This is a genomic window from Clavibacter tessellarius (assembly GCF_001618005.1).
GTDB classification, from domain to species: domain Bacteria; phylum Actinomycetota; class Actinomycetes; order Actinomycetales; family Microbacteriaceae; genus Clavibacter; species Clavibacter tessellarius_A.
On the sequence record NZ_LQXA01000028.1, the window covers coordinates 107,449 to 126,896 of the forward strand.

The window sequence follows — 19,448 nt, forward strand, 5'->3', positions numbered from 1 at the left end:
CGCCGTCGCGGGCGGCACGTCGGGCGGGGACCGACGCCGTCGCGTGCGGCGCGCCGGGCGGGGCGAGGTCGCCGGGCGCGACGGCCGGCGTCAGACGAGACGGCCGGCGTCCAGCGTGAGCACCCGATGCGCGCGGAGGGCCGCCGCGTCGCTGTGCGTGATGAGCAGGACCGCGAGGCCGGTGCGCGTGCACGCGTCGTCGAGGGCGTCGAGCACCTGGCGCTCCGCCGGGGGATCCAGGGACGCCGTGACCTCGTCGCACACCAGCAGGGTCGGTGCCGCGGCCATCGCCCGGGCGATCGCGACGCGCTGGCGTTGACCGCCGCTCAGCTCGTGCGGCCGGCGGTCGAGCAGGCGCGGATCCAGCCCGAGGCGCTCCAGCAGCTCGGCCGGAGCGGCGGGGACGGCGCCCTGGCGGACCGCGGCACGGCCGGCACGCGCGATGGCCGTGCGCACCGTCTCCTCCGGGTGCAGCGCCGTGCGGGAGTCCTGGAGGACCAGCCCCACGAGCATCCTCTCGGCACGACGGCGGTCGTCGCCCGACCAGGGGACCCGGCGGCCGTCCACGCGCAGCTCGCCCGCCTCCGGCGCGAGCAGGCCGGCGAGCGCGCGGCCGACGCTCGTCTTCCCGGACCCGGACCGGCCGCGCAGGGCCAGGATCCCGCCGGGCGGGATGCGGAAGGAGCCTCCGTCGACGACCGCAGCGCCACCGAGGCGGATGCGGAGGTCGACCACATCGACGCCGGCGGGGGCCGCGCCGCCGGCGGGGGCCGCGCCGCCGGCGGGGGTCGCGCCGTCCGGGGCGTGACCGGGCGCATCGGGTGGGAGGCGCGCGGCCGGCTCCGTCGCCCGGGATCGCGGGGTCGCCCTTCCACCGGCGCGTGCGGGCCCCGCGTCCGCCGGGACGGCCGGCTCGCCGAGCACCCCGTCGCGCAGGGTGAGGATGCGGGCGCGGGAGCGCGCGAGGACGTCGGGGGCGTGGCTCGCGAGGACGACGGCCGGGAGCCAGGGGAGGTCGGCGAGGCGGCGCGCGACCAGGTCGGCGGTCTCGGCGTCCAGGTCGCTCGTGGGCTCGTCGAGGAGGACCACCGCGGGACGGCCGACGAGCAGCGCGGCCAGGATCACGCGCTGGGCCTGACCGCCCGAGAGCTCGCATCCGCGTCGGCGCAGCAGCGCGGGGTCGAGGTGGGCGTCGTGGGCGGCCGCGAGCACGAGCCGGTCGAGCTCCGCGCGCCCGGAGCGGCCCGTGGACCGCCGGGCTCGCGAGCGCAGGTGGTGCATCGCCGTCCGCGCGGGATCGAGGGCGCTCGCGGGATCCTGCGGCAGGTGGCCGACGACGCGTCCGCGCAGGAGGCGTCGGCCGGCCGGGGCGAGGGGATCCGCGCCATGGACGCGGACGGTGCCGGCCGCGACCCGCATGCCGGGAGAGACGTGGCCGACGAGCGCGTGCAGGATGGTCGACTTGCCGCTGCCAGACGGCCCGGACAGCCCGACGACCTCGCCGGGCGCGACGCGCAGGTCGATCGCGCGGAGGAGCGGCGGTCCGGCGGTGCCGGGTGCGGACGTCCCGTGGATAGTGAGGCCCCGGACGTCGATGGCGTGGATCATCGGTCGACCCCGCGACGCCGGCCGGACGCGTCCACGGCCAGCGTGACGCCCAGCGAGACGGCCACGAGGAGCCCGGCGGGGACGAGGGTCGCGAGCGGGTTCGCGCGGAGGCCGACCACGTCCTCACGGACCATGCGCCCCCAATCCGCGGCGGGCGCGCTGGCGCCGACGCCGAGGAAGCCGGCGGTCGCGGCGATCTGGAGCGCGGCGATGAAGCGGAGGCCCGCGTCCGCCAGGGCGACCCGGCGGATCCCGGGGAGGATGTCGTGTCGCAGCCGGCTGCCGATCCCGTCGCCGCGCGAGCGGGCGACCATCACGTGGTCGGCCGCCGCGACGGCGCGCGTCCGCTGCCGGATGACGCGCACCGAGAAGGGCGCGCTCACGAGGGCGATGGCGGCGACGATCGCGGCCGGCTGCCCGGGAGCGCCCGCCGCGATGACGAGCAGGACCAGCAGCGCCGGCAGGGCGGTCACCGCGTCGAGGATGCGCACCGCCGCGTCGGCCCGGCGGGAGGGGCGGAGTCCCGACCAGATCCCGATCGCGAGTCCGGCGGCGCTCGCCGCGAGGGTCGCGCCCAGGGCCTCGAGCACGAGCCCCTGCCCGCCGGCCGCCACGCGCGCGAGCAGATCGCGCCCCAGCAGCTCCGTGCCGAGCGGATGCGCGGCGTCGGGCCCCGCGAACGGCCGGCCGACGACCTGGTCCGGCGAGCCGAGCGGCAGCAGCGGCCCGAGGAGGGCGGCGCCGACGACGGCCGCGGCGAGCACCAGGGCGGCGACGCGGGCGCGCTCCCGGGCCCGGGCGCGCGATCCGCCGGGCGCGTCGGTCATCCGCCCACCCGCTCGGCGCCCCGGCGGCGTCGGAGGAGGGCCGCGCCGACGTCGCCCGCGAGCACGATCGCGAGGGCCGTGGCGCCGAGCGTCAGCGCGACGGCCTCCACCGTGGGCACGTCCCGCGCGGACACCGCGCGCGTGAGCTCCAGGCCGATGCCCGGGAGGCCGAACAGCGTCTCGACGACGATCCCGCCGCCGAGCAGGCCGGCGGCCACCAGCGTCAGCGACTGCAGCGCGGGAGCCGCGGCGTTCGGCAGCACGTGCACGAGCGCGAGGCGGACGCCGCGGGCCCCGTTCAGCCGTGCGTGCTCGATGAACGGCGCGCGCATCACGTCGACGACGGCGGCCCGCATCATGCGGGCGGCCGGCCCGGCTCCGCCGAGCGCGAGCGTCGCGACGGGCAGCACGAGCACCTCCGGATGCTGCCACGCGCTGTCGCCGAGCGGCAGGAGGGCCACCGCCGGGAGCACCGGGATGAGGGAGGTGAGGAGCGCGAGCAGCGCGGTGGCGGTGAGGAAGTCCGGGGTCGACATCGTGAGCACCGTCAGGGCGGTGAGCGTCCGGTCGGCCGCGCTGCCCTCCCGCATGCCGGACGCGAGGCCGACCCCGGTCGCGGTCGCCGCGATGACCGCCACCGCGATCGCGGTGACCGTCAGCGTGTCGGTCAGGCGCTCGGCGACCAGCGGCGTGATCTCGCGGCCGGAGACCAGCGACCGGCCGAGGTCGCCGTGCAGGGCGGCGAGGACCCAGGAGAGGTACCTCTCCGCCACGGGCCGGTCGAGGCCGAGATCCGTCCGCAGGGCGTCGCGTTCCGACGGGGTCGCGCCGCTGCCCGCGAGCGCGCCCGAGGCGTCGCCCGGGAGCGCGGACGCGCTCCCGAAGACGACGACCGAGAGCGCCACGAGGGTCACGATCGCGGCGCCGAACCGCCCGGCGATCCACCGGCCGAGCGGCGCCGCGGCGCTCACCGCGCCGCGACCGTCGCCCGGGACAGGTCGGGGAACTGCAGCTCGCGGACGCCGCCGACGCCGTCGGCTCGCGCGCTGACGGAGGGCACGAACACCGGCGCGATCGTGTACCCCTTCTCCCACAGGATCCGCTGCGCCCGGTGCGACGCGGCGAGCCGTGCGTCCGGGGTGGCGGCGCTGCGGGCCTCGGCGACGAGCGCATCCGCCTCGGGCAGGGCGCCGGGCACGTGGTTCGGCTCGAAGAGCGCCGGCGGCGTGTACCCGGCCGCGAACGGCAGCTTCTGGTACGCGGCGTAGTCGGCGTAGAGCTGGCCCGCCGGCAGCTCGGAGAGGGTCGCGTCCACGCCGATCGCGCGGAGGTCCTGCACGATGAGGGTGGCCGTCTCGACCATGCCGGGCAGCTCGGGGCCCGCCGTGAGCGTCACGGACATGCCGCTCTGGCCGGCGTCGGCGAGCAGCGCCCGCGCCCGGTCCGGGTCGTGCTCGCGCACCGGCAGGGTCGTGTCGTAGCTCGGGAAGCCGAGCCCCGGCACGTCGTCGCCCGCGAACGCGTGGCCGAAGTACACGGTGTCGACGATCTGCTGCCGGTCGATCGCGAGCTTGAACGCCTCCCGCACGCGCTCGTCGGCGAACGGGGCGAACGCCGGGTTCATGGCGAACTGGAGGGACGAGGCGTACGGCAGCTCGCTCGTGGAGACGGTGATCCCGGACGCTCCCTGCAGCTCCTGGGCCTGCGCCGGGGCGAGTCCGCTCACGTAGTCGACCTGGCCCTGGCGCAGGGCGTCCTCGCGGGCGGTCGCGTCGGACACGGACAGCAGCTCGATGGAGTCGAGCGTCGGCCCGGTGCCGAGCGCGGTGCCGTAGAAGCTCGGGTTCCGGGTGAGGACCGTGCTGCGCCCGGGCTCGAACCCGCTGATGGTGAAGGGCCCGGAGGACGGCGTCGTCGGGGTGAACTCCGTGGTGCCGTCCTTGATGGCGAGCATGCTCTGGCAGATGAGCTGGCGCCCGTCGGCGACCGGGTGGCGCGTCGGCAGCGTGACGGTGAGGTCGTCCACGGCGGCGGCGGCATCCACGTCGAGGTCGCGGGCGACGACCTGCGTGAAGGGCAGGCCGTGCAGCAGCCCGGGGGCGCGGAGCGAGTAGATGACGTCCGCGGCGGTGAGCGTCGATCCGTCGGTGAAGGGGACGTCGGGCCGCACGTGCAGCGTGTACGAGGACAGGTCGGGACTCACGTCGATGGAGGAGAGGGCGCCGTAGGAGACGCCGTCCGGGGCCGACGCGTCGATCTCGCAGAACGGCGCGTGCACCAGCCGCGCGCGCACGTAGTCGAGCGCGGTCGGGCCGACGAGGTAGTCGAGCGTCTCGGCCGCGCCGCCGCCGGGGAAGGCCGCGCGGAGCGTGCCGCCGGATGCGGCGGCGTGCGCGGAGCTGGCGGGGGACGACGCGCAGCCGGACAGCGCGGCCGTCATCGCGATGGCGAGCAGCGCCGCGGTGATCGCGGGATGCCTCCTGGGGAGCGTGGTCATGGGATCCTCCGTGCGGCTGCGTGAGTCCCGCGCGAGGGCGCGGGACGAGGCGCAGGCTAGCCGCTTATCGAGAATCATTCTCAGTGGATTCCGCACCCCGACCGCGCGTCCGGTCGACGAGCCGCGCGGGATCCGGGCGGGAGGTGCGGCTCAGGCCGCCGCGCGCCGCACGGCGATGATCGTGCAGTCGTCCGCCTGGCCAGCCGGCGTGAGGGCCACGAGGGCGTCGATGAAGCGCCGCGCGGATCCGTGCTGGGTCAGGAGGTCGGCGAGGTAGCCGTACGCGGCGTCCTCGTCGGGGAAGAAGTCGAGCAGCCCGTCGCTGAACACCACGAGGCCGTCGCCCGGATCCAGCCGCACGGACTGCTCCTGCCAGGCGTCCTCCGCCTCGAGCCCCAGCGGCAGGTGGCGGCCGCGGAGGCGCTGCGTCACGCCGTCGGCGCGGACGACGAGCGCGAGCCCGTGCCCGGCGTCCACGTAGGTGAGGATGCCCGTGGCGAGCTGGAGGCGCGCGTGGAACAGGGTGGAGAAGGATCCCGCGGTCGAGAGGTCGTCGACGAGCGCGGCGGCCGTGCGCACCATCGTCTCGCGCACGCCGTGGGAGCGGGACGCGAGGCGGACGGTGGCGCGGACGCCCGCGGCGAGGATGGCGGCGCCGACGCCCTTGCCCATCACGTCGGCGAGGGTGAGGCGCAGGTCGCCGCCCTCGAGGAACCAGTCGTGCACGTCGCCGCCGACGACCTGCGCGGGGACGCTCGTGCCCGCGACCTCGTAGCCGTCCAGGTGCGGCGCGGCCTGCGGGCTGAGCGCGCGGGCGACCTCCGCGGCGCGCTGGGTGTCGGTCTCGCGGGCGAGCTCCTCGGAGAAGAAGTCGCCGATGAGGGAGAGGCGGGCGCGGTCGGCCTCGTCGAAGGAGCGCGGCACGGTGTCGGCGACGAAGAAGACGCCGATGACGTTCCCGTCGGGTGCGCGCAGCTGCTGGGCGGCGTAGAAGCGGACGCTGAGCGTGCCCGTGGTGCTGGGGGAGGAGGCGAGCTCTCGATCCTCCCACGCGTCCTCGACGATGAGCATGCCGTCCGCGTCGAGGGCCGCCTCGGTGAACGTGCCGTCGCGCGCCCAGCGCGGGCTGGGCAGGCCGATGCGCGACTTCATCCAGATGGCGTCGGCGCCGATGATGCCGACCGCGGCGATGGGCACGCGGTAGAACTCGGCGATCATCACCGTGATCCGGTCGAACCGCGTCTCCGGGGCCGTGCCGTACACGTGCAGCGCCTCGAGCGACTCGAGCCGCTGGCGCTCCCGGAGCTCCGTGTCCATCCCGTGCTCCCCCTGCGCTCCTCCGGCGGATCCCCCGATCCGCGCATCGCGCAGGACACCGGACCGGTCGTGCGCGATGCATCGAGCCTACGCGCGTGCGGGCTTCCGTCCGGGCGTGGACGGGGAGGCGCTCGGGACCTAGGATCCGGCGCGTCCCGGCCGCTTCCCGCAGCCGTTCCCGGTGCGCGCCTCAGCCCGCGAGCACCTTGCGGATCCGCTGCAGCGACACCGGCTCGGCCGTCGGCAGGTGCTGGGCGAAGAGGCTGAGGCGCAGCTCCTCGAGCATCCAGCGGGCGTGCACGAGCGACTCGGGCGCGTGCGGCGCCGACGGGATGACGCCGCCGGCCTCGCGGTAGAGGTCGGTCGCCTTCTGCACCTCGGTCATCCACGCGCGGTCGCGGGCCGGCTGGTCGGGCAGGCGCTGGACGCGGTGGGTGAGGCCGGAGAGGTAGGCGGGCAGGCGCTGGAGCCGCGCGAGCCCGGTGGCCGAGACGAAGCCCGGGTGCACGAGGCCGGCGAGCTGCTCGCGCGCGTCGGTGAGCGCGCCGATGAGCTGCATGCTCGTGGCCTGCTTGATGGCGCGCTCGGCGTCGCGGTACCCCGTGAGGATCCGGTTGACGAGCGCGACCGTGTCGAACATCGAGTCCATGACGACGCCGGAGACGCGGTCGCGCGCCGTCTCGAACAGCTCCTTGGAGTAGATCGCGCCGCCCGGGGCCACGCGCTCGAGCACCTGGTCGATGCAGGCGAGCAGGCAGTCGTCGAAGAGCGCCTGCACGTTCGGGTACGGGCTCGTCGCGAGCATCAGCTTCTCCTGGCTCGTGAGGTGCTGCTTCACGTAGGCCGACGGGTTCGCGATGGCGAGAACCAGGAGGCGCCGCACGCCGCCGGGCATCGCGCGCGCCTGGTCCTCGGCGGTGGCCATGAGGCGGATCGCGACGGTGGATCCCTCGTCGACGAGCGCGGGGTAGGCGCGGATGACGTGGCGGCTGTCGCCCGTGCCGCCCTGCGCGGTGTCGACGAAGCGCGGCAGCTCGTCGAGGTCCCACGTGGTGAGGCCCGTGCGCTCCATGCCGCGCGTCGCGGGTCCGGATGCGCCGGCGACGCGCTCGACGGGACGCGCGGTGGCGCGGGCGACGCTGTCGCGGGCGCGGCTGGAGAGCCGCGCCTGCAGCTCGGTGAGGTCGCGACCGGCGGCGACCTCGCGGCCGCGCTCGTCGACGACCCGGAACGCCATGCGGAGGTGCGCGGGGATCCGGTCGAGGTCGAAGTCGTCGTCGGCGACGCGCACGTGCGCCTTCCGCATGATGAGGCCCGCGATGGTGGTGGTGAAGGCCACCGGGTGCTGCGGATCCGGGTCGGGCAGCCCCTCGATGAGGCGCGCGGCCCAGTCGGCGGCCGGCACGACGTTCTTCCGCAGCGCCTTCGGGAGGGCCTTGATCATCGCGGTGACGAGGTGGTGCCGCATGCCCGGCACCTGCCAGTCGAAGCCGGCCGGGCTGAGGCGCGCGAGGAGCGCGAGCGGCACCTGCACCGTGACGCCGTCGTCGGGCGCGCCCGGCTCGAAGCGGTAGGTGAGGGAGAGGCGCTGGTCGCCCTGCTGCCAGGTGGGCGGGAACGCGGCCTCGTCGACGTCGACCGCGTCCTCGGCGAGGAGCTCCTCGGCGGTCATGGTGAGGAGCTCGGGCGTCTCCTGGCGCTGCTTCTTCCACCAGCCCTCGAAGGCGCGCGTGGAGGCGACGTCGCGCGGGATCCGCTTGTCGTAGAACTCGAAGACGGCCTCGTCGTCGTTGAGGATGTCGCGGCGGCGCGTGCGCTCCTCGACCTCGGCGAGCTCCTCGCGGAGCTTCCGGTTGGCGCGGTCGAACGCCTGCTGCGACTCCCAGTCGCCCTCGACGAGCGCGTGCCGGATGAAGAGCTCGCGCGCGTACGCCGGATCGATCCGGGAGAACTGCACGCGGCGCTTGAGCACGATGGGGACGCCGTACAGCGTCACGCGCTCCCACGCCACGGTCGCGCCCTGCTTCTTCTCCCAGTGCGGCTCGCTGTGGGTGCGCTTCACGAGAGAGCCCGCGATGGGCTCGGCCCATGCCGGGTCGATGGCCGCGTTGGTGCGCGCGAACAGGCGGCTGGTCTCCACGAGCTCGGCGCTCATGATCGCGTCGGGCTGCTTCTTCGCGAGCGCGGATCCGGGGAACACGACGAACCGCGACTGCCGGGCACCGACGTAGTCCTTCTTCTGCGCGTCCTTCAACCCGATGTGGGAGAGGAGCCCGGCCAGGAGCGACTTGTGGATGCCGTCCGGGTCGGCCTTCGGCTCGTTCATCGTGAGGTCGAGCGGGCGGGCGAGCTGGCGCAGCTGCCGGAAGACGTCCTTCCACTCGCGCACGCGCACGTAGTTGAGGAACTCGGTCTTGCACACGCGGCGGAACGCGCTCGAGGAGAGCTCGGCCTCCTTCTCCTCCAGGTGGTTCCAGAGGTTGAGGAGGGTGATGAAGTCGCTCGCCGGATCCACGAACCGCGCGTGCTGCTGGTCGGCCTGCGGGCGCTTCTCGAGCGGGCGCTCGCGCACGTCCTGGATGGTGAGGCCGGCCACGATGATCATGACCTCGCGGCTCACGCCGTGCTTGCGCGACTCGACGACCATGCGCGCGAACCGCGGGTCGATCGGGAGGCGCGACAGATCGCGGCCCACCTTCGTGAGCGCCGGCGTCCCGTCGGGGGAGCGGACGACCGCGCCCAGCTCGGTGAGGAGGTCGACGCCGTCCTTGATGCCGCGCGAGTCCGGCGGCTGGAGGAACGGGAACGCGGCGATGTCGCCGAGGCCGAGCGACACCATCTGCAGGATCACGGCCGCGAGGTTCGTACGGAGGATCTCGGGCTCGGTGAACTCGGGTCGGCGGAGGAAGTCCTCCTCCGAGTAGAGGCGGATCGCGATGCCGTCGCTCGTGCGGCCGGAGCGTCCCGAGCGCTGGTTGGCGGACGCCTGCGAGATCGCCTCGATGGGGAGGCGCTGCACCTTGGACCGGACGGAGTAGCGGGAGATGCGCGCGGTGCCGGCGTCGATCACGTACTTGATGCCGGGCACCGTGAGGCTCGTCTCGGCGACGTTGGTGGCGAGCACGATGCGGCGGCGCACGCCCGCCTGCGTCGACGGCTGGAAGACGCGGTGCTGGTCGGCGGAGGAGAGCCGGCCGTAGAGCGGGAGCACCTCGGTGTGCGGGAGGTTCCGGCTGCGGATCGCGTCCTCGGCGTCGCGGATCTCGTTCTCGCCGCTGAGGAACACGAGCACGTCGCCCGACGACTCGGCCGCCAGCTCGTCGAGGGCCGCGTTGATGCCCTCGAGGAAGTCGCGATCGTCGGCCGGGCGCTCGAGCGGTGCGTCGGCGAGGTCGTCGTCCTCACCCGCGACGGCCGCCTCCGCGACGAGCGGCCGGTAGCGGATCTCCACCGGGTACGTGCGCCCGGAGACCTCCACGATGGGCGCGTCGCCGAAGTGCTTCGAGAAGCTCTGCGGGTCGATGGTGGCCGACGTGATGATGAGCTTGAGGTCGGGCCGGCGCGGGAGCAGCTGCTTGAGGTAGCCGAGCAGGAAGTCGATGTTGAGGCTGCGCTCGTGGGCCTCGTCGATGATGATCGTGTCGTACTTCCGGAGCAGCCGGTCGCGCTGCAGCTCGTTGAGGAGGATGCCGTCCGTCATCAGCTTGATGCGGGTGTCGGCCGAGACCTTGTCGGTGAAGCGCACCTGGTAGCCCACGAGCTGGCCGACCTCGCCGCCGAGCTCCTCCGCGATGCGCTCCGAGATGGTGCGCGCGGCGAGCCTGCGGGGCTGCGTGTGGCCGATGCTCTCGCGGCCGAGCTCGAGGCAGATCTTCGGCAGCTGCGTGGTCTTGCCGGAGCCCGTGGCACCCGCCACGATGACCACCTGGTTGTCGCGGATGGCGTCGGCGATCTCGTCGCGCATCCGGCTGACGGGGAGCTCCGGCGGGTACGCGATGCTGAATTCCATGCTGGGGTCAGTCTATCCGCGGGCCGTCGGCCCTCCCCGGCGGGGGTCGCGGTGGATATGTTCGAGACAAGGCGCCGGCCACGTCGGCGCGCGGGCGGCACCGCCTCCCGAGTCGACGACGACCGACGGGATCCGCCCATGACCTCCGACACGCCCCTCCTCCCCGAGCACGACCGCGAGCAGGCGGGCACCGGGTTCGCCTCGGTCTCGGTCGCCGCGATCCTCGCCGAGTCCGCCGTCCGCCACGCCGACCGGGTGGCCGTGGTCGTCGGTGACGTCTCCACCACCTACCGCCAGCTGTGGGACGAGACCCGCGCGTACGCCGGCGCCCTCCGCCACCGCGGCGTGGGCGAGGGCACGCGCGTCGCGATGCTGATCCCGAACGTGGCCGACTTCCCGCGCGTGTACTACGCGGTGCTCGCGCTCGGCGGCGTGGTCGTGCCCGTGCACGCGCTGCTGAAGAGCGAGGAGATCGCGTACGTGCTGCGCGACTCCGGATCCGCGCTGCTGGTCTGCGCCGGCCCGCTGCTCGAGCAGGGCGCGAAGGGCGCGGCGCTCGCCGAGGTGCCCGTGATCAGCGTGCTCGTGCCGGCCGCGACCGACGGTGGACCCGACCGGCTGGAGGAGCTCGCGCAGGCCGCGGCGCCGATCCGCACCTACGTGCCGCGTCGGCCGTCCGACACCGCGACGATCCTCTACACGTCCGGCACCACCGGCCAGCCGAAGGGCGCCGAGGGCTGCCACCTCGCGCTCGTGATGCAGGTCGACGTGCTGCTGCTCGACACCTTCGACCTGCGCGCGGGCGACCGGATCCTCGGCTGCCTCCCGCTGTTCCACACCTTCGGCCAGACCTGCACGATGAACGCGTCGTTCCGCGCGGGCGCGACCATCGTGATGGTGCCGCGCTTCGACGGCGACGCGGCGCTCGCGCTCATGGTCGAGCACGACACGCAGGTCTTCATGGGCGTGCCGACCATGTACTACGCGCTGCTCGCGGCCGCCGGGCGGAACCCGGCCCGGCCGCACCTGCGCTACGCCATCTCGGGCGGGGCCGCGATCCCGGTGGCCGTCATCGACGCGTTCCGCGCCGCGTTCGACGCCGAGATCCACGAGGGCTACGGCCTCACGGAGACCTCGCCCGTCGCGTCGTTCAACCACGTGGGGGTCGCGGCCCGGCCCGGCACGGTCGGCACGCCCATCTGGGGCGTGCAGATCGAGATCGCCGACCCCGAGCACGAGGACCGGGTGGAGCTCGTCGAGCGCGGCGTGCTGGGCGAGATCGTGATCCGCGGCCACAACCTCATGAACGGCTACCTGCACCGCCCCGAGGACACGGCCCGCGCGGTCGTCGACGGCTGGTTCCGCTCGGGCGACCTCGGCACGATCGACGAGGACGGCTACATCCGCGTGGTCGACCGGACGAAGGACATGATCCTGCGCAACGGCTACAACGTGTACCCGCGCGAGGTCGAGGAGGTGCTCGCCCGGCACGAGGCCGTCGCGCAGTGCGCCGTGTTCGGTGTCGCCCACGACCTGCACGGCCAGGAGGTCGTCGCCGCGATCGTGGCGAAGGCGGAGGCGACGGTGGATCCGGAGGAGGTCGTCGCGTTCATGCGGGAGCGCATCGCCTCCTACAAGTACCCGCGGCGGGTCGAGGTGGTGGAGGCGCTGCCGCTCGGGCCGAGCGGCAAGGTGCTCAAGCGGGAGCTCGTCGAGCGGTTCGGCGCGTGAGCGCGGCCGTCCTCCGCACGCCCATCCCGTCGGTGCCGATGGGCGACGGGATCCCGATCCCGCAGTTCGGCGTGGGCACCTACAAGGTGTCCGACGACGAGGCCGAGCGGATCGTGGCGGAGGCGCTCGAGGTCGGCTACCGGCACATCGACACGGCCGCCATGTACGGCAACGAGGAGGGGGTCGGGCGGGCGATCCGCGCATCCGGCATCCCGCGCGACGAGCTGTTCGTCACCACGAAGGTCTGGAACGACGACCACGGCCGCGACCGCGCGCGCGACGCGATCCGCCGGAGCCTCGACCGGCTCGACGTGCCCGCGGTCGACCTGCACCTCATCCACTGGCCGGCCGCCGAGCGCGGCCTCTACGTGGAGACGTGGGAGGTGCTCGCCGAGGCGCGCGAGGAGGGCCTGACCCGCTCGATCGGCGTCTCCAACTTCCTCGTGCCGCACCTCGAGGCGCTGGATGCCGCCGGGCTGCCGGCGCCCGCGGTCGACCAGATCGAGCTGCACCCGCGGCACCAGCAGCGCGCGACCACCGCGTACCTCGTTGAGCACGGGATCGCGGTGCAGGCGTGGAGCCCGCTCGCCCGCGGCGCGGTCGCGGACGCCGAGGTCGTGCGCGACGCCGCCCGTGCGCACGACCGCACCGACGCGCAGGTCGTGCTCCGCTGGCACGTGCAGCGCGGCACGATCGTCTTCCCCAAGACCACGCGGCGCGCGCGCCTCATCGAGAACGCCGACGTGTTCGACTTCGCGCTGACCGACGAGGAGATGGCCGGGATCACCGCGCTCGAGGCCGCAGGACGCGTCGGCAGCCACCCGGATCAGGTGGTCTGACCGGGTGGCGGGGATCCCGTCAGGTCAGTTGTGCCACCAGTTGATCGTCGGGTACCGCACGGGGTGCCAGAAGTCGAACTTGGACGTGTACTTGTAGATCTTGTTCGTCTCGAGGCCGTTGCACGGGTCCCACGACGTGCCGGTGATGCCCGTCCCGAAGGCCTCGCAGGTGACCATGTGGAACGTGAACTCCGCGGACGAACCGGGGTAGGCGAGACCGTAGTACGTCTGCATGAAGCCGACCTTGCTCTCGCAGGTCTCGCCGCCCCGGATCCAGATCTTGGCGACCAGACCCGTGCCGATGGTCGGCGCGACCGGCTGGTGGTACCGGATGCCGTGCTGCATGGACTCCGATGTGGAGGAGTTGAAGGCGCCGCACACCCGGTAGCCCGACTGGGCCTCGGCGGCGTCCCCGGGCGCGGACACGACGACGGCCGTCGCGAGCGCCGCCGTGACGAGGGATGCGGACAGGATGCGGGAGAGGCGGCTGCGGAGGCGCGTGCGGGTCAGGGGGGTCTTCCTGGTCGGGATGCGGATGTGCTGAACCGCGCGTGCGCGAGGGACGTCGCACGTGAGGGGCGGCCCGCGCTGTCCTGCGGAGCGGAGGGGGGAGAGAGAGGTGGAGGAAGCGACCGCGTCCCGGTCGGCGTGGACGCGGACGGGGATCGGGCGCTGGCTGAAAGGTAGCGGGCTCCGCGGCGGCGCGTCGGCGGCCTGTGAGTGTCCACCCGCCGTCCACCCGCCGTCCACCGGGCGGTCGCCGGCGGATCGGGCCGCGCCGTCGCGGGTCGGCGCCGCCTCAGGGGAGCCGCGGGGGATGGCCGTGCGCGCCGGGTACGGTGTCCGTCATGTCCCAGCACCGCATCCGCACGCGCCTCAAGTCCGTGGTCTCCCGGGGCGTCGCGCCCCTCGGCGGCGGGCATGCGGGCGGTGCGGCGCGGGCGCGGTCGGAACGGGAGGATCAGACGGAGCAGGCGGGCGTGCGCCGCCCCAGCCTCGTCGACAACGGCGTGTACGTGGACGGCTGCCGCGTGGCCTCGCCCGCCACGCTCGCCGACACGTTCCGCGAGCTCGACGCGCGGCCCGACGCCATGGCCTGGATCGGCCTCTACCGCCCCACCGTGGAGGAGCTCCAGGCGCTCGCCGAGGAGTTCGACCTGCACGAGCTGGCGGTCGAGGACGCGGTGCAGGCCCACCAGCGCCCCAAGACCGAGCGCTACAGCTCCACCCTCTTCACCGTGCTCCGCGCGGCCCGCTACGTGGACGACCGCGAGGAGGTGGAGTTCGGCGAGCTGCACGTGTTCCTCGGCCGCAACTTCGTCATCACCGTCCGGCACGCCGAGTCGCCCGACCTCTCGGCCATCCGCACGCGCATGCAGGAGCGGCCCGAGCTCCTCACCCACGGGCCCCAGTCGGTGCTCTACGCGATCCTCGACGCGGTCGTCGACGGCTACGCGCCCGTCGTCACGGGCCTCGCCAACGACATCGACGAGATCGAGGACCAGGTGTTCGACGGGGATCCGGCCGTGTCCCGCCGCATCTACGAGCTCAGCCGCGAGGTCATCGACTTCCAGCGCGCGGTGCGCCCGCTCGGCGGCATGCTGCAGCAGCTGCAGGCGGGATCCGGCAAGTACGAGGTCAGCGAGGACCTCCAGCAGGCGCTCCGCGACGTGGCCGACCACGTCATCGTCGTGAACGAGCGCGTGGAGGAGTTCCGGGTGCTGCTGCGCGACATCCTCACGGTGAACTCGACGCTCGTCGGCCAGCGCCAGAACGAGGAGATGCGGGAGCTCAGCGAGTCGAGCAACCGGCAGAGCGTGGAGACCCGCAAGATCTCCGGCTGGGCGGCCATCCTCTTCGCGCCCACGCTCGTCTCGAGCGTCTACGGCATGAACTTCGACATCATGCCGGAGCTGCACTGGGACTGGGGCTACCCCTTCTCGATCGTGCTCATGCTCGGCGTGAGCGGCGTGCTCTACGGCATCTTCCGCAAGCGCGACTGGATCTGACGCTCGGCCCCTCCCTGACCCGCCCGTAGCGTGGGCGGCATGCCCAACCGCCTCGCCGACGCCGTCAGCCCCTACCTCCAGAGCCACGCGGACAACCCGGTCGACTGGCGGCCGTGGGGCGAGGAGGCGTTCGCGGAGGCCCGCCGCCGCGACGTGCCGGTGCTCGTCTCGGTCGGCTACTCCACCTGCCACTGGTGCCACGTCATGGCGCGCGAGACCTTCCAGGATCCGGCGCTCGCGTCGCGGCTGAACGACGGGTTCGTCGCGATCAAGGTCGACCGCGAGGAGCACCCCGAGGTCGACGCGGCCCTGATCACCGCGGCCGGCGCCTTCACGGACCAGCTCGGCTGGCCGCTCAACGTGTTCACGACGCCCGAGGGCCGCACCTTCCACGCGGGCACGTACTCGCCGCCCGAGCCGCGCGCCGGGCACCCGTCGTTCCGGCAGGTGCTCGACGCCGTCGCCGACGCGTGGACCACGCGGCGCGACCAGGTCGAGCAGGGCGCGGGGCAGCTGAGCTCGGCCATCCGGGAGGCCTCGGCGCGCGGATCCGTCGCCTCGCCGCTGCCCGACGACGCCGCCCTCGACCGGGTCGCCGCCGAGCTCGCCGGCTTCGAAGACGGGGAGCACGGCGGGTTCGGATCCGCGCCCAAGTTCCCCGTGGCGCCCGTCGTGCTGCTGCTCGACACGCTCGCCGAGTCCGGCGTGCTCGCCGCACCGCGCGCGGAGGCGACCCGCGCGCTCGTGCGCCGCACCCTCGACGCGATGGCCGGATCCGACCTGCGCGACCCGGTCGAGGGCGGCTTCTTCCGCTACTCCACGCGCCGCGACTGGTCCGAGCCGCACTACGAGCGGATGCTCTACGACAACGCGCTGCTCCTCGACGCGTACGCGCGGGCGGGCGACGAGGACGTCGCCGCGGGCATCGTCGCCTTCCTCACGGGGACGCTGCGGCGGGCGTCGGGCGGGTTCGCGTCCGCGCAGGACTCGGAGAGCACCGTCGGCGGGCGCCGCGTCGAGGGCGGGTACTACGCGCTGGACGCCGCGGGCCGCGCGGCCGAGGAGCCGCCCGCGGTCGACGGGAAGGTGCTCACGGGATGGAACGGGCTCGCGATCGGCGCGCTCGCCCGGGCGGGGCGCGCGTTCGACCGGCCCGCGTGGATCGACGCCGCGTGCGCCGCCGCCGACATGCTGCTCGCGGAGCACGTGCGCATGGACGGGTCGCTCGTCCGCGCCTCCATCGAAGGACGCGTCTCGCCCGCGGTCGCGACGCTGGAGGACCACGGGATGCTCGCCGACGGGCTGCTCGCGCTCGCGCTCGCCACGGGCGAGGTCGCGTACGCGGTGCGGGCGCGGGCGCTCGTCGACGCGCTGATCGCGGCCGCCGAGGCCGATCCGCGACCGGGCGCCGCGGGCTTCCGGGTGCCGACGGGCGTGGATCCGGTGCTCGCCGGCTTCGGCCTCGACCTCGCCGCCGACCCGTCCGAGGGCGCGTACCCGTCGGGCCTCACGGCGGCGTCCTCGGCCGCGCGCGTGCTCGGGCAGCTGACGGCGGATCCGCGCTACGACCGGGCCGCGCGCGCCGCGCTCGCGACGGTGGCGGCTGCCGGTGCCACCCGGCCGATCGCCTTCGGCGGCGCGCTCGAGCAGGCGGCGGCGATCGACGCGGCGGCGCGGCAGCTCGTGGTGGTCGTGCCGGACGCGGATCCCGGCGCCACCGACCCGCTCGCCCTGGTCGCGCGGGGCCGCGTCCGCCCGCCCGACGTGGCGATCGTGGTCGCGGAGTCGGCCGCGCGCGCCTGGGCCGACGCGGGCTTCGAGCTGCTCGCCGACCGCGACGCGGGATCCACCGGGACGGCCTACGTGTGCCGCGCGTTCTCGTGCCGCCTCCCCGTGACGACGGCGGACGCGCTCCGCGAGCAGCTGGTCGCGCTCCCCTGAGGGCGGGGGCATCGCGCGGAGGCTCGGTCCCGCGTCGCGCCCGCGAGTACCCGGGGAGGAACCGCGAGCGCGGGGGAGCGGAATCGCTAGCCTCCGTCCGCCACGGCATCCCGTGCGCGATCCCCCGCCCGAAGGAGCATCCCCATGCGCCCCACCCGTCAGCTCGCGCGCCTCGCGTTCGGCGCGTCCGCCACCGCCGGTCTCGTCCTCTCCGTCCTCGCCGCAGGTCCCGCTCCCGCCGCCGAAGCGCAGTCGAACGTGCGCATCTGCGCCGCGTGGAACTCGGCGGTGTCCGGCGGGCTCGGCACGGGCCTCGTCGTCAAGGTCTACAAGAACGGCTCGTTCACGTGCGACCAGAAGCTCGAGTACATGTACGACCACTACGGCGAGGCCTACCAGGGATCCTCCGTCCAGCACGCGACGCGCCTCATGACGTGCGAGGACTTCGCGGGGCGCATCGGGTACCTCGGCGACCCGTGCTACCAGCTCACGCAGAACGCCATCTACGAGTACAGCTCGAGGTACGACTACGTCCACCCGGTCACGAACCCCGGATTCTCGTACTGGAGGTCCTGACTCTGTCGCGCGCCCGGACGCGGACCCGCGCGGTCCGCGTCCGGGGCCCGGGAGGAGCGCCGACCCGCGCCGCGGGGACTCGCTACCCTTCCCCCGCCACGGGATCCCGTGCGCGTCCCCCGTCTCGAGGAGCAGCCCCGCATGCCCATCCCGTCCCGGCTCTTCCGCCTCTGCCTCGGCGCCCTCGCCGCCGCCGGCCTCTGCCTCGCCACGTTCGTCGCGGGGCCCGCGCCCGCGGCCCACGCGCAGGCCAACTTCCGGGTCTGCGTCGCCTGGAACTCGTCGAGCTTCGCCAACGGCATCGGCACGGGCCTCGTCGTCAAGGTCTACAAGAACGGCGACTCCACGTGCGCCCAGAAGCTGCAGTACATGAAGGACCACTACCCCGAGGCGTACAGCGGATCCTCCGTCCAGCACACGGCGGTCATGATCCGCTGCGAGAGCCTGGCCGAGCGCATCGGGGTCGACGGCGACCCGTGCTACCAGCTCGTGCAGAACGCCATCTACAAGTTCACGTCGTCGGGGGACGCGCGTTACCCCGCCGACAATCCGGCGTTCTCCTACTGGCGCCCCTGAGACCGGCGCCGACCCCGTCCGACCGGTCGGCCCCGTCCGAGCGGGCGAGGCCGTCCGGTGCGTGGCGAGTCGGCGCTCAGCCGAGCACGTCCTCCCCGTGCGCGAGGATCCGCTCGAGCTCGGCGAGCTGCCGGGGCGACGGATCCACGAGGGGTGCCCGCACGGGTCCCACGGCCACGCCGCGCAGCCGCAGCCCCGCCTTGATGAGGGAGACCGCGAACCCGGGCGTCTGGTCGCGGAGCCGCACGAGCGGTGTGTAGAACTCGTCGAGCAGGAGGCGCTGCCGCTCGACGTCGTCGTCGCGGTACGCCGTGTAGAAGTCGAGCGCGATGCGCGGGGCCATCGCGAAGACGGCCGACGAGTAGAGCGGCACGCCGATCGCGCGGTACGCGGCCTGGCTGGCCTCGGCCGTCAGCAGCCCGTTGAAGTGCCGGACCACGGCCGACCGCACGGCGGCACCCGGGCCCACCGCCTACCTCTGCTCCGGCTTCGTCTGCCGCCTGCCGGTCACGGACGCCCAGGCGCTCGCCGACCAGCTCGCAGCGACCGTGCGCTGATGTCCGGCTGACGTCGGTTCGGCGTCCGGCCGGGGTGCGGAAGGTGACTCGTCAGACATCCGACTGGCAAGCGCCGGTGTTCGGCGTGTTCCGCGTCTCCGGCTGTGGGGAACGTCCGCCCGCCCTCCCGCCGCCGCTCCCTACTCTCCTGATGCCGCGGCTCCGCGGCGCATCCCCACAGGACGGACACCACGATGAAGCGCTCCCCCGCCCGCTCACGACTGCTCGCTGGAGGCCTGGCTGCGCTGGCCGTCGTCTCCGCCGCGCTCACCCTCGGCGGCCCCGCGCCTGCAGCCCAGGCCGAATCGAACTTCCGCGTCTGCGGCGTCTTCAACTCCGCACGTTACGGCGAGGAGATCGGCACCGGGATGATCACCAAGGTCTACAAGTACGGAAGCTCGACGTGCGACTCCAAGATGAACTTCATGGCGCAGCGCTACGGGCAGGTGTACGGCGGCTCCTACCCCTACGAGAACTTCCACATGATCACTTGCGAGGACTTCGGGAGCCGCAGCGGCACCGGTGCGGATCCCTGCTATCAGCTCGATCAGAACATCATCTACACCTACACCTCGCCGAACGACCGGGTCCACCCGAACCCGCCGTCGTTCCACTTCTACAACCGCTGACCCGGGCTGATCCGACCGGCCCCGTCCGCTCGCGGGCGGGGCCGGTCCGCGTCCGGACGGGAGTCGCGGGCGCCCGTGCGCGCCCCCTCGAACAGGAGCATCTCCGCCTCCTGCCGGCGCCCCTGACCTGCGCGCCGATGCTCCGCGAACGTCCCCGTCCAGGTGGACGGGGCCGTCGTCCGCCGGCGGAGCGCGCCCCGGCCGGCGCGAGCGACGTCGGCGCTCAGCCGAGCACGTCCTCCCCGTGGGCGAGGATCCGCTCGAGCTCGGCGAGCTGCCGGGGCGACGGATCCACGAGGGGTGCCCGCACGGGTCCCACGGCCACGCCGCGC

The 19,448-nt window shown here is 74.1% G+C and carries 15 protein-coding genes and 1 pseudogene; 8 read left to right on the top strand and 8 right to left on the bottom strand.

Annotation, left to right across the window (positions count from 1 at the left end):
• Positions 1-90 precede the first annotated feature (90 nt).
• The 6 genes from AWH51_RS07315 to hrpA all read right to left on the bottom strand — a co-directional run bounded on the left by AWH51_RS07315 (position 91) and on the right by hrpA (position 10,258).
• Positions 91-1,608: an ABC transporter ATP-binding protein gene (locus tag AWH51_RS07315; protein WP_063071434.1), complete on the bottom strand. Its 1,518-nt coding sequence runs from the start codon at positions 1,606-1,608 to the stop codon at positions 91-93.
• Positions 1,605-2,435, bottom strand: a complete 831-nt coding sequence (locus AWH51_RS07320) for an ABC transporter permease subunit (RefSeq protein ID WP_063071435.1) — start codon at positions 2,433-2,435, stop codon at positions 1,605-1,607. The genes AWH51_RS07315 and AWH51_RS07320 overlap by 4 nt, the downstream gene beginning before the upstream one ends.
• Positions 2,432-3,406 (bottom strand): ABC transporter permease, encoded by a 975-nt coding sequence (locus tag AWH51_RS07325; protein ID WP_063071436.1) that lies wholly within the window; start codon positions 3,404-3,406, stop codon positions 2,432-2,434. Before AWH51_RS07325 ends, AWH51_RS07320 begins: the two co-directional genes overlap by 4 nt.
• Entirely contained in the window at positions 3,403-4,932 is a 1,530-nt protein-coding gene (locus AWH51_RS07330) for an ABC transporter substrate-binding protein (RefSeq protein WP_063071437.1), read from the bottom strand. Before AWH51_RS07330 ends, AWH51_RS07325 begins: the two co-directional genes overlap by 4 nt.
• Before the next feature lie 150 nt (positions 4,933-5,082).
• Entirely contained in the window at positions 5,083-6,249 is a 1,167-nt protein-coding gene (locus AWH51_RS07335; protein WP_063071438.1) for a PP2C family protein-serine/threonine phosphatase, read from the bottom strand.
• Positions 6,250-6,439: 190 nt separating this feature from the next.
• A complete protein-coding gene (gene hrpA, locus AWH51_RS07340; protein WP_063071439.1) occupies positions 6,440-10,258 on the bottom strand; it encodes an ATP-dependent RNA helicase HrpA in 3,819 nt (1,272 codons plus the stop codon).
• A gap of 138 nt (positions 10,259-10,396) precedes the next feature.
• Between hrpA and AWH51_RS07345 the strand changes: the two genes are divergently transcribed.
• Both AWH51_RS07345 and AWH51_RS07350 read left to right on the top strand, forming a co-directional pair.
• Positions 10,397-11,989, top strand: a complete 1,593-nt coding sequence (locus AWH51_RS07345) for a long-chain-fatty-acid--CoA ligase (RefSeq protein ID WP_063071440.1) — start codon at positions 10,397-10,399, stop codon at positions 11,987-11,989.
• Complete coding sequence (locus tag AWH51_RS07350; RefSeq protein WP_081234959.1) at positions 11,986-12,828, top strand: aldo/keto reductase; 843 nt, start codon at positions 11,986-11,988, stop codon at positions 12,826-12,828. The genes AWH51_RS07345 and AWH51_RS07350 overlap by 4 nt, the downstream gene beginning before the upstream one ends.
• Positions 12,829-12,852: 24 nt before the next feature.
• Here AWH51_RS07350 and AWH51_RS07355 read toward each other — a convergent pair whose 3' ends face one another.
• Positions 12,853-13,254, bottom strand: a complete 402-nt coding sequence (locus AWH51_RS07355; RefSeq protein ID WP_063071441.1) for a hypothetical protein — start codon at positions 13,252-13,254, stop codon at positions 12,853-12,855.
• A gap of 413 nt (positions 13,255-13,667) precedes the next feature.
• Between AWH51_RS07355 and AWH51_RS07360 the strand changes: the two genes are divergently transcribed.
• The 4 genes from AWH51_RS07360 to AWH51_RS07375 all read left to right on the top strand — a co-directional run bounded on the left by AWH51_RS07360 (position 13,668) and on the right by AWH51_RS07375 (position 17,930).
• The gene (locus AWH51_RS07360) at positions 13,668-14,837 is read left to right on the top strand and encodes a magnesium and cobalt transport protein CorA (RefSeq protein WP_063071442.1); all 1,170 of its coding nucleotides are present in this window, start codon (positions 13,668-13,670) and stop codon (positions 14,835-14,837) included.
• A 39-nt stretch (positions 14,838-14,876) separates the two neighbouring features.
• Positions 14,877-16,778 (top strand): thioredoxin domain-containing protein, encoded by a 1,902-nt coding sequence (locus AWH51_RS07365; RefSeq protein WP_063071456.1) that lies wholly within the window; start codon positions 14,877-14,879, stop codon positions 16,776-16,778.
• A 144-nt stretch (positions 16,779-16,922) separates the two neighbouring features.
• Entirely contained in the window at positions 16,923-17,354 is a 432-nt protein-coding gene (locus AWH51_RS07370; protein WP_063071443.1) for a hypothetical protein, read from the top strand.
• Between the two features lie 141 nt (positions 17,355-17,495).
• Positions 17,496-17,930, top strand: a complete 435-nt coding sequence (locus AWH51_RS07375) for a hypothetical protein (protein ID WP_063071444.1) — start codon at positions 17,496-17,498, stop codon at positions 17,928-17,930.
• Positions 17,931-18,006: 76 nt separating this feature from the next.
• On the opposite strand, the pseudogene AWH51_RS07380 reads toward AWH51_RS07375, so the two are convergent.
• Positions 18,007-18,357, bottom strand: a pseudogene (locus AWH51_RS07380) (dihydrodipicolinate synthase family protein); the annotation flags it as partial.
• On the opposite strand from AWH51_RS07380, the gene AWH51_RS16575 reads away from it, so the two are divergent.
• Positions 18,353-18,487, top strand: a complete 135-nt coding sequence (locus AWH51_RS16575) for a hypothetical protein (protein WP_270979754.1) — start codon at positions 18,353-18,355, stop codon at positions 18,485-18,487. The pseudogene AWH51_RS07380 and the gene AWH51_RS16575 overlap by 5 nt on opposite strands.
• 194 nt (positions 18,488-18,681) lie before the next feature.
• Entirely contained in the window at positions 18,682-19,116 is a 435-nt protein-coding gene (locus AWH51_RS07385) for a hypothetical protein (protein ID WP_063071445.1), read from the top strand.
• Positions 19,117-19,448 lie beyond the last annotated feature (332 nt).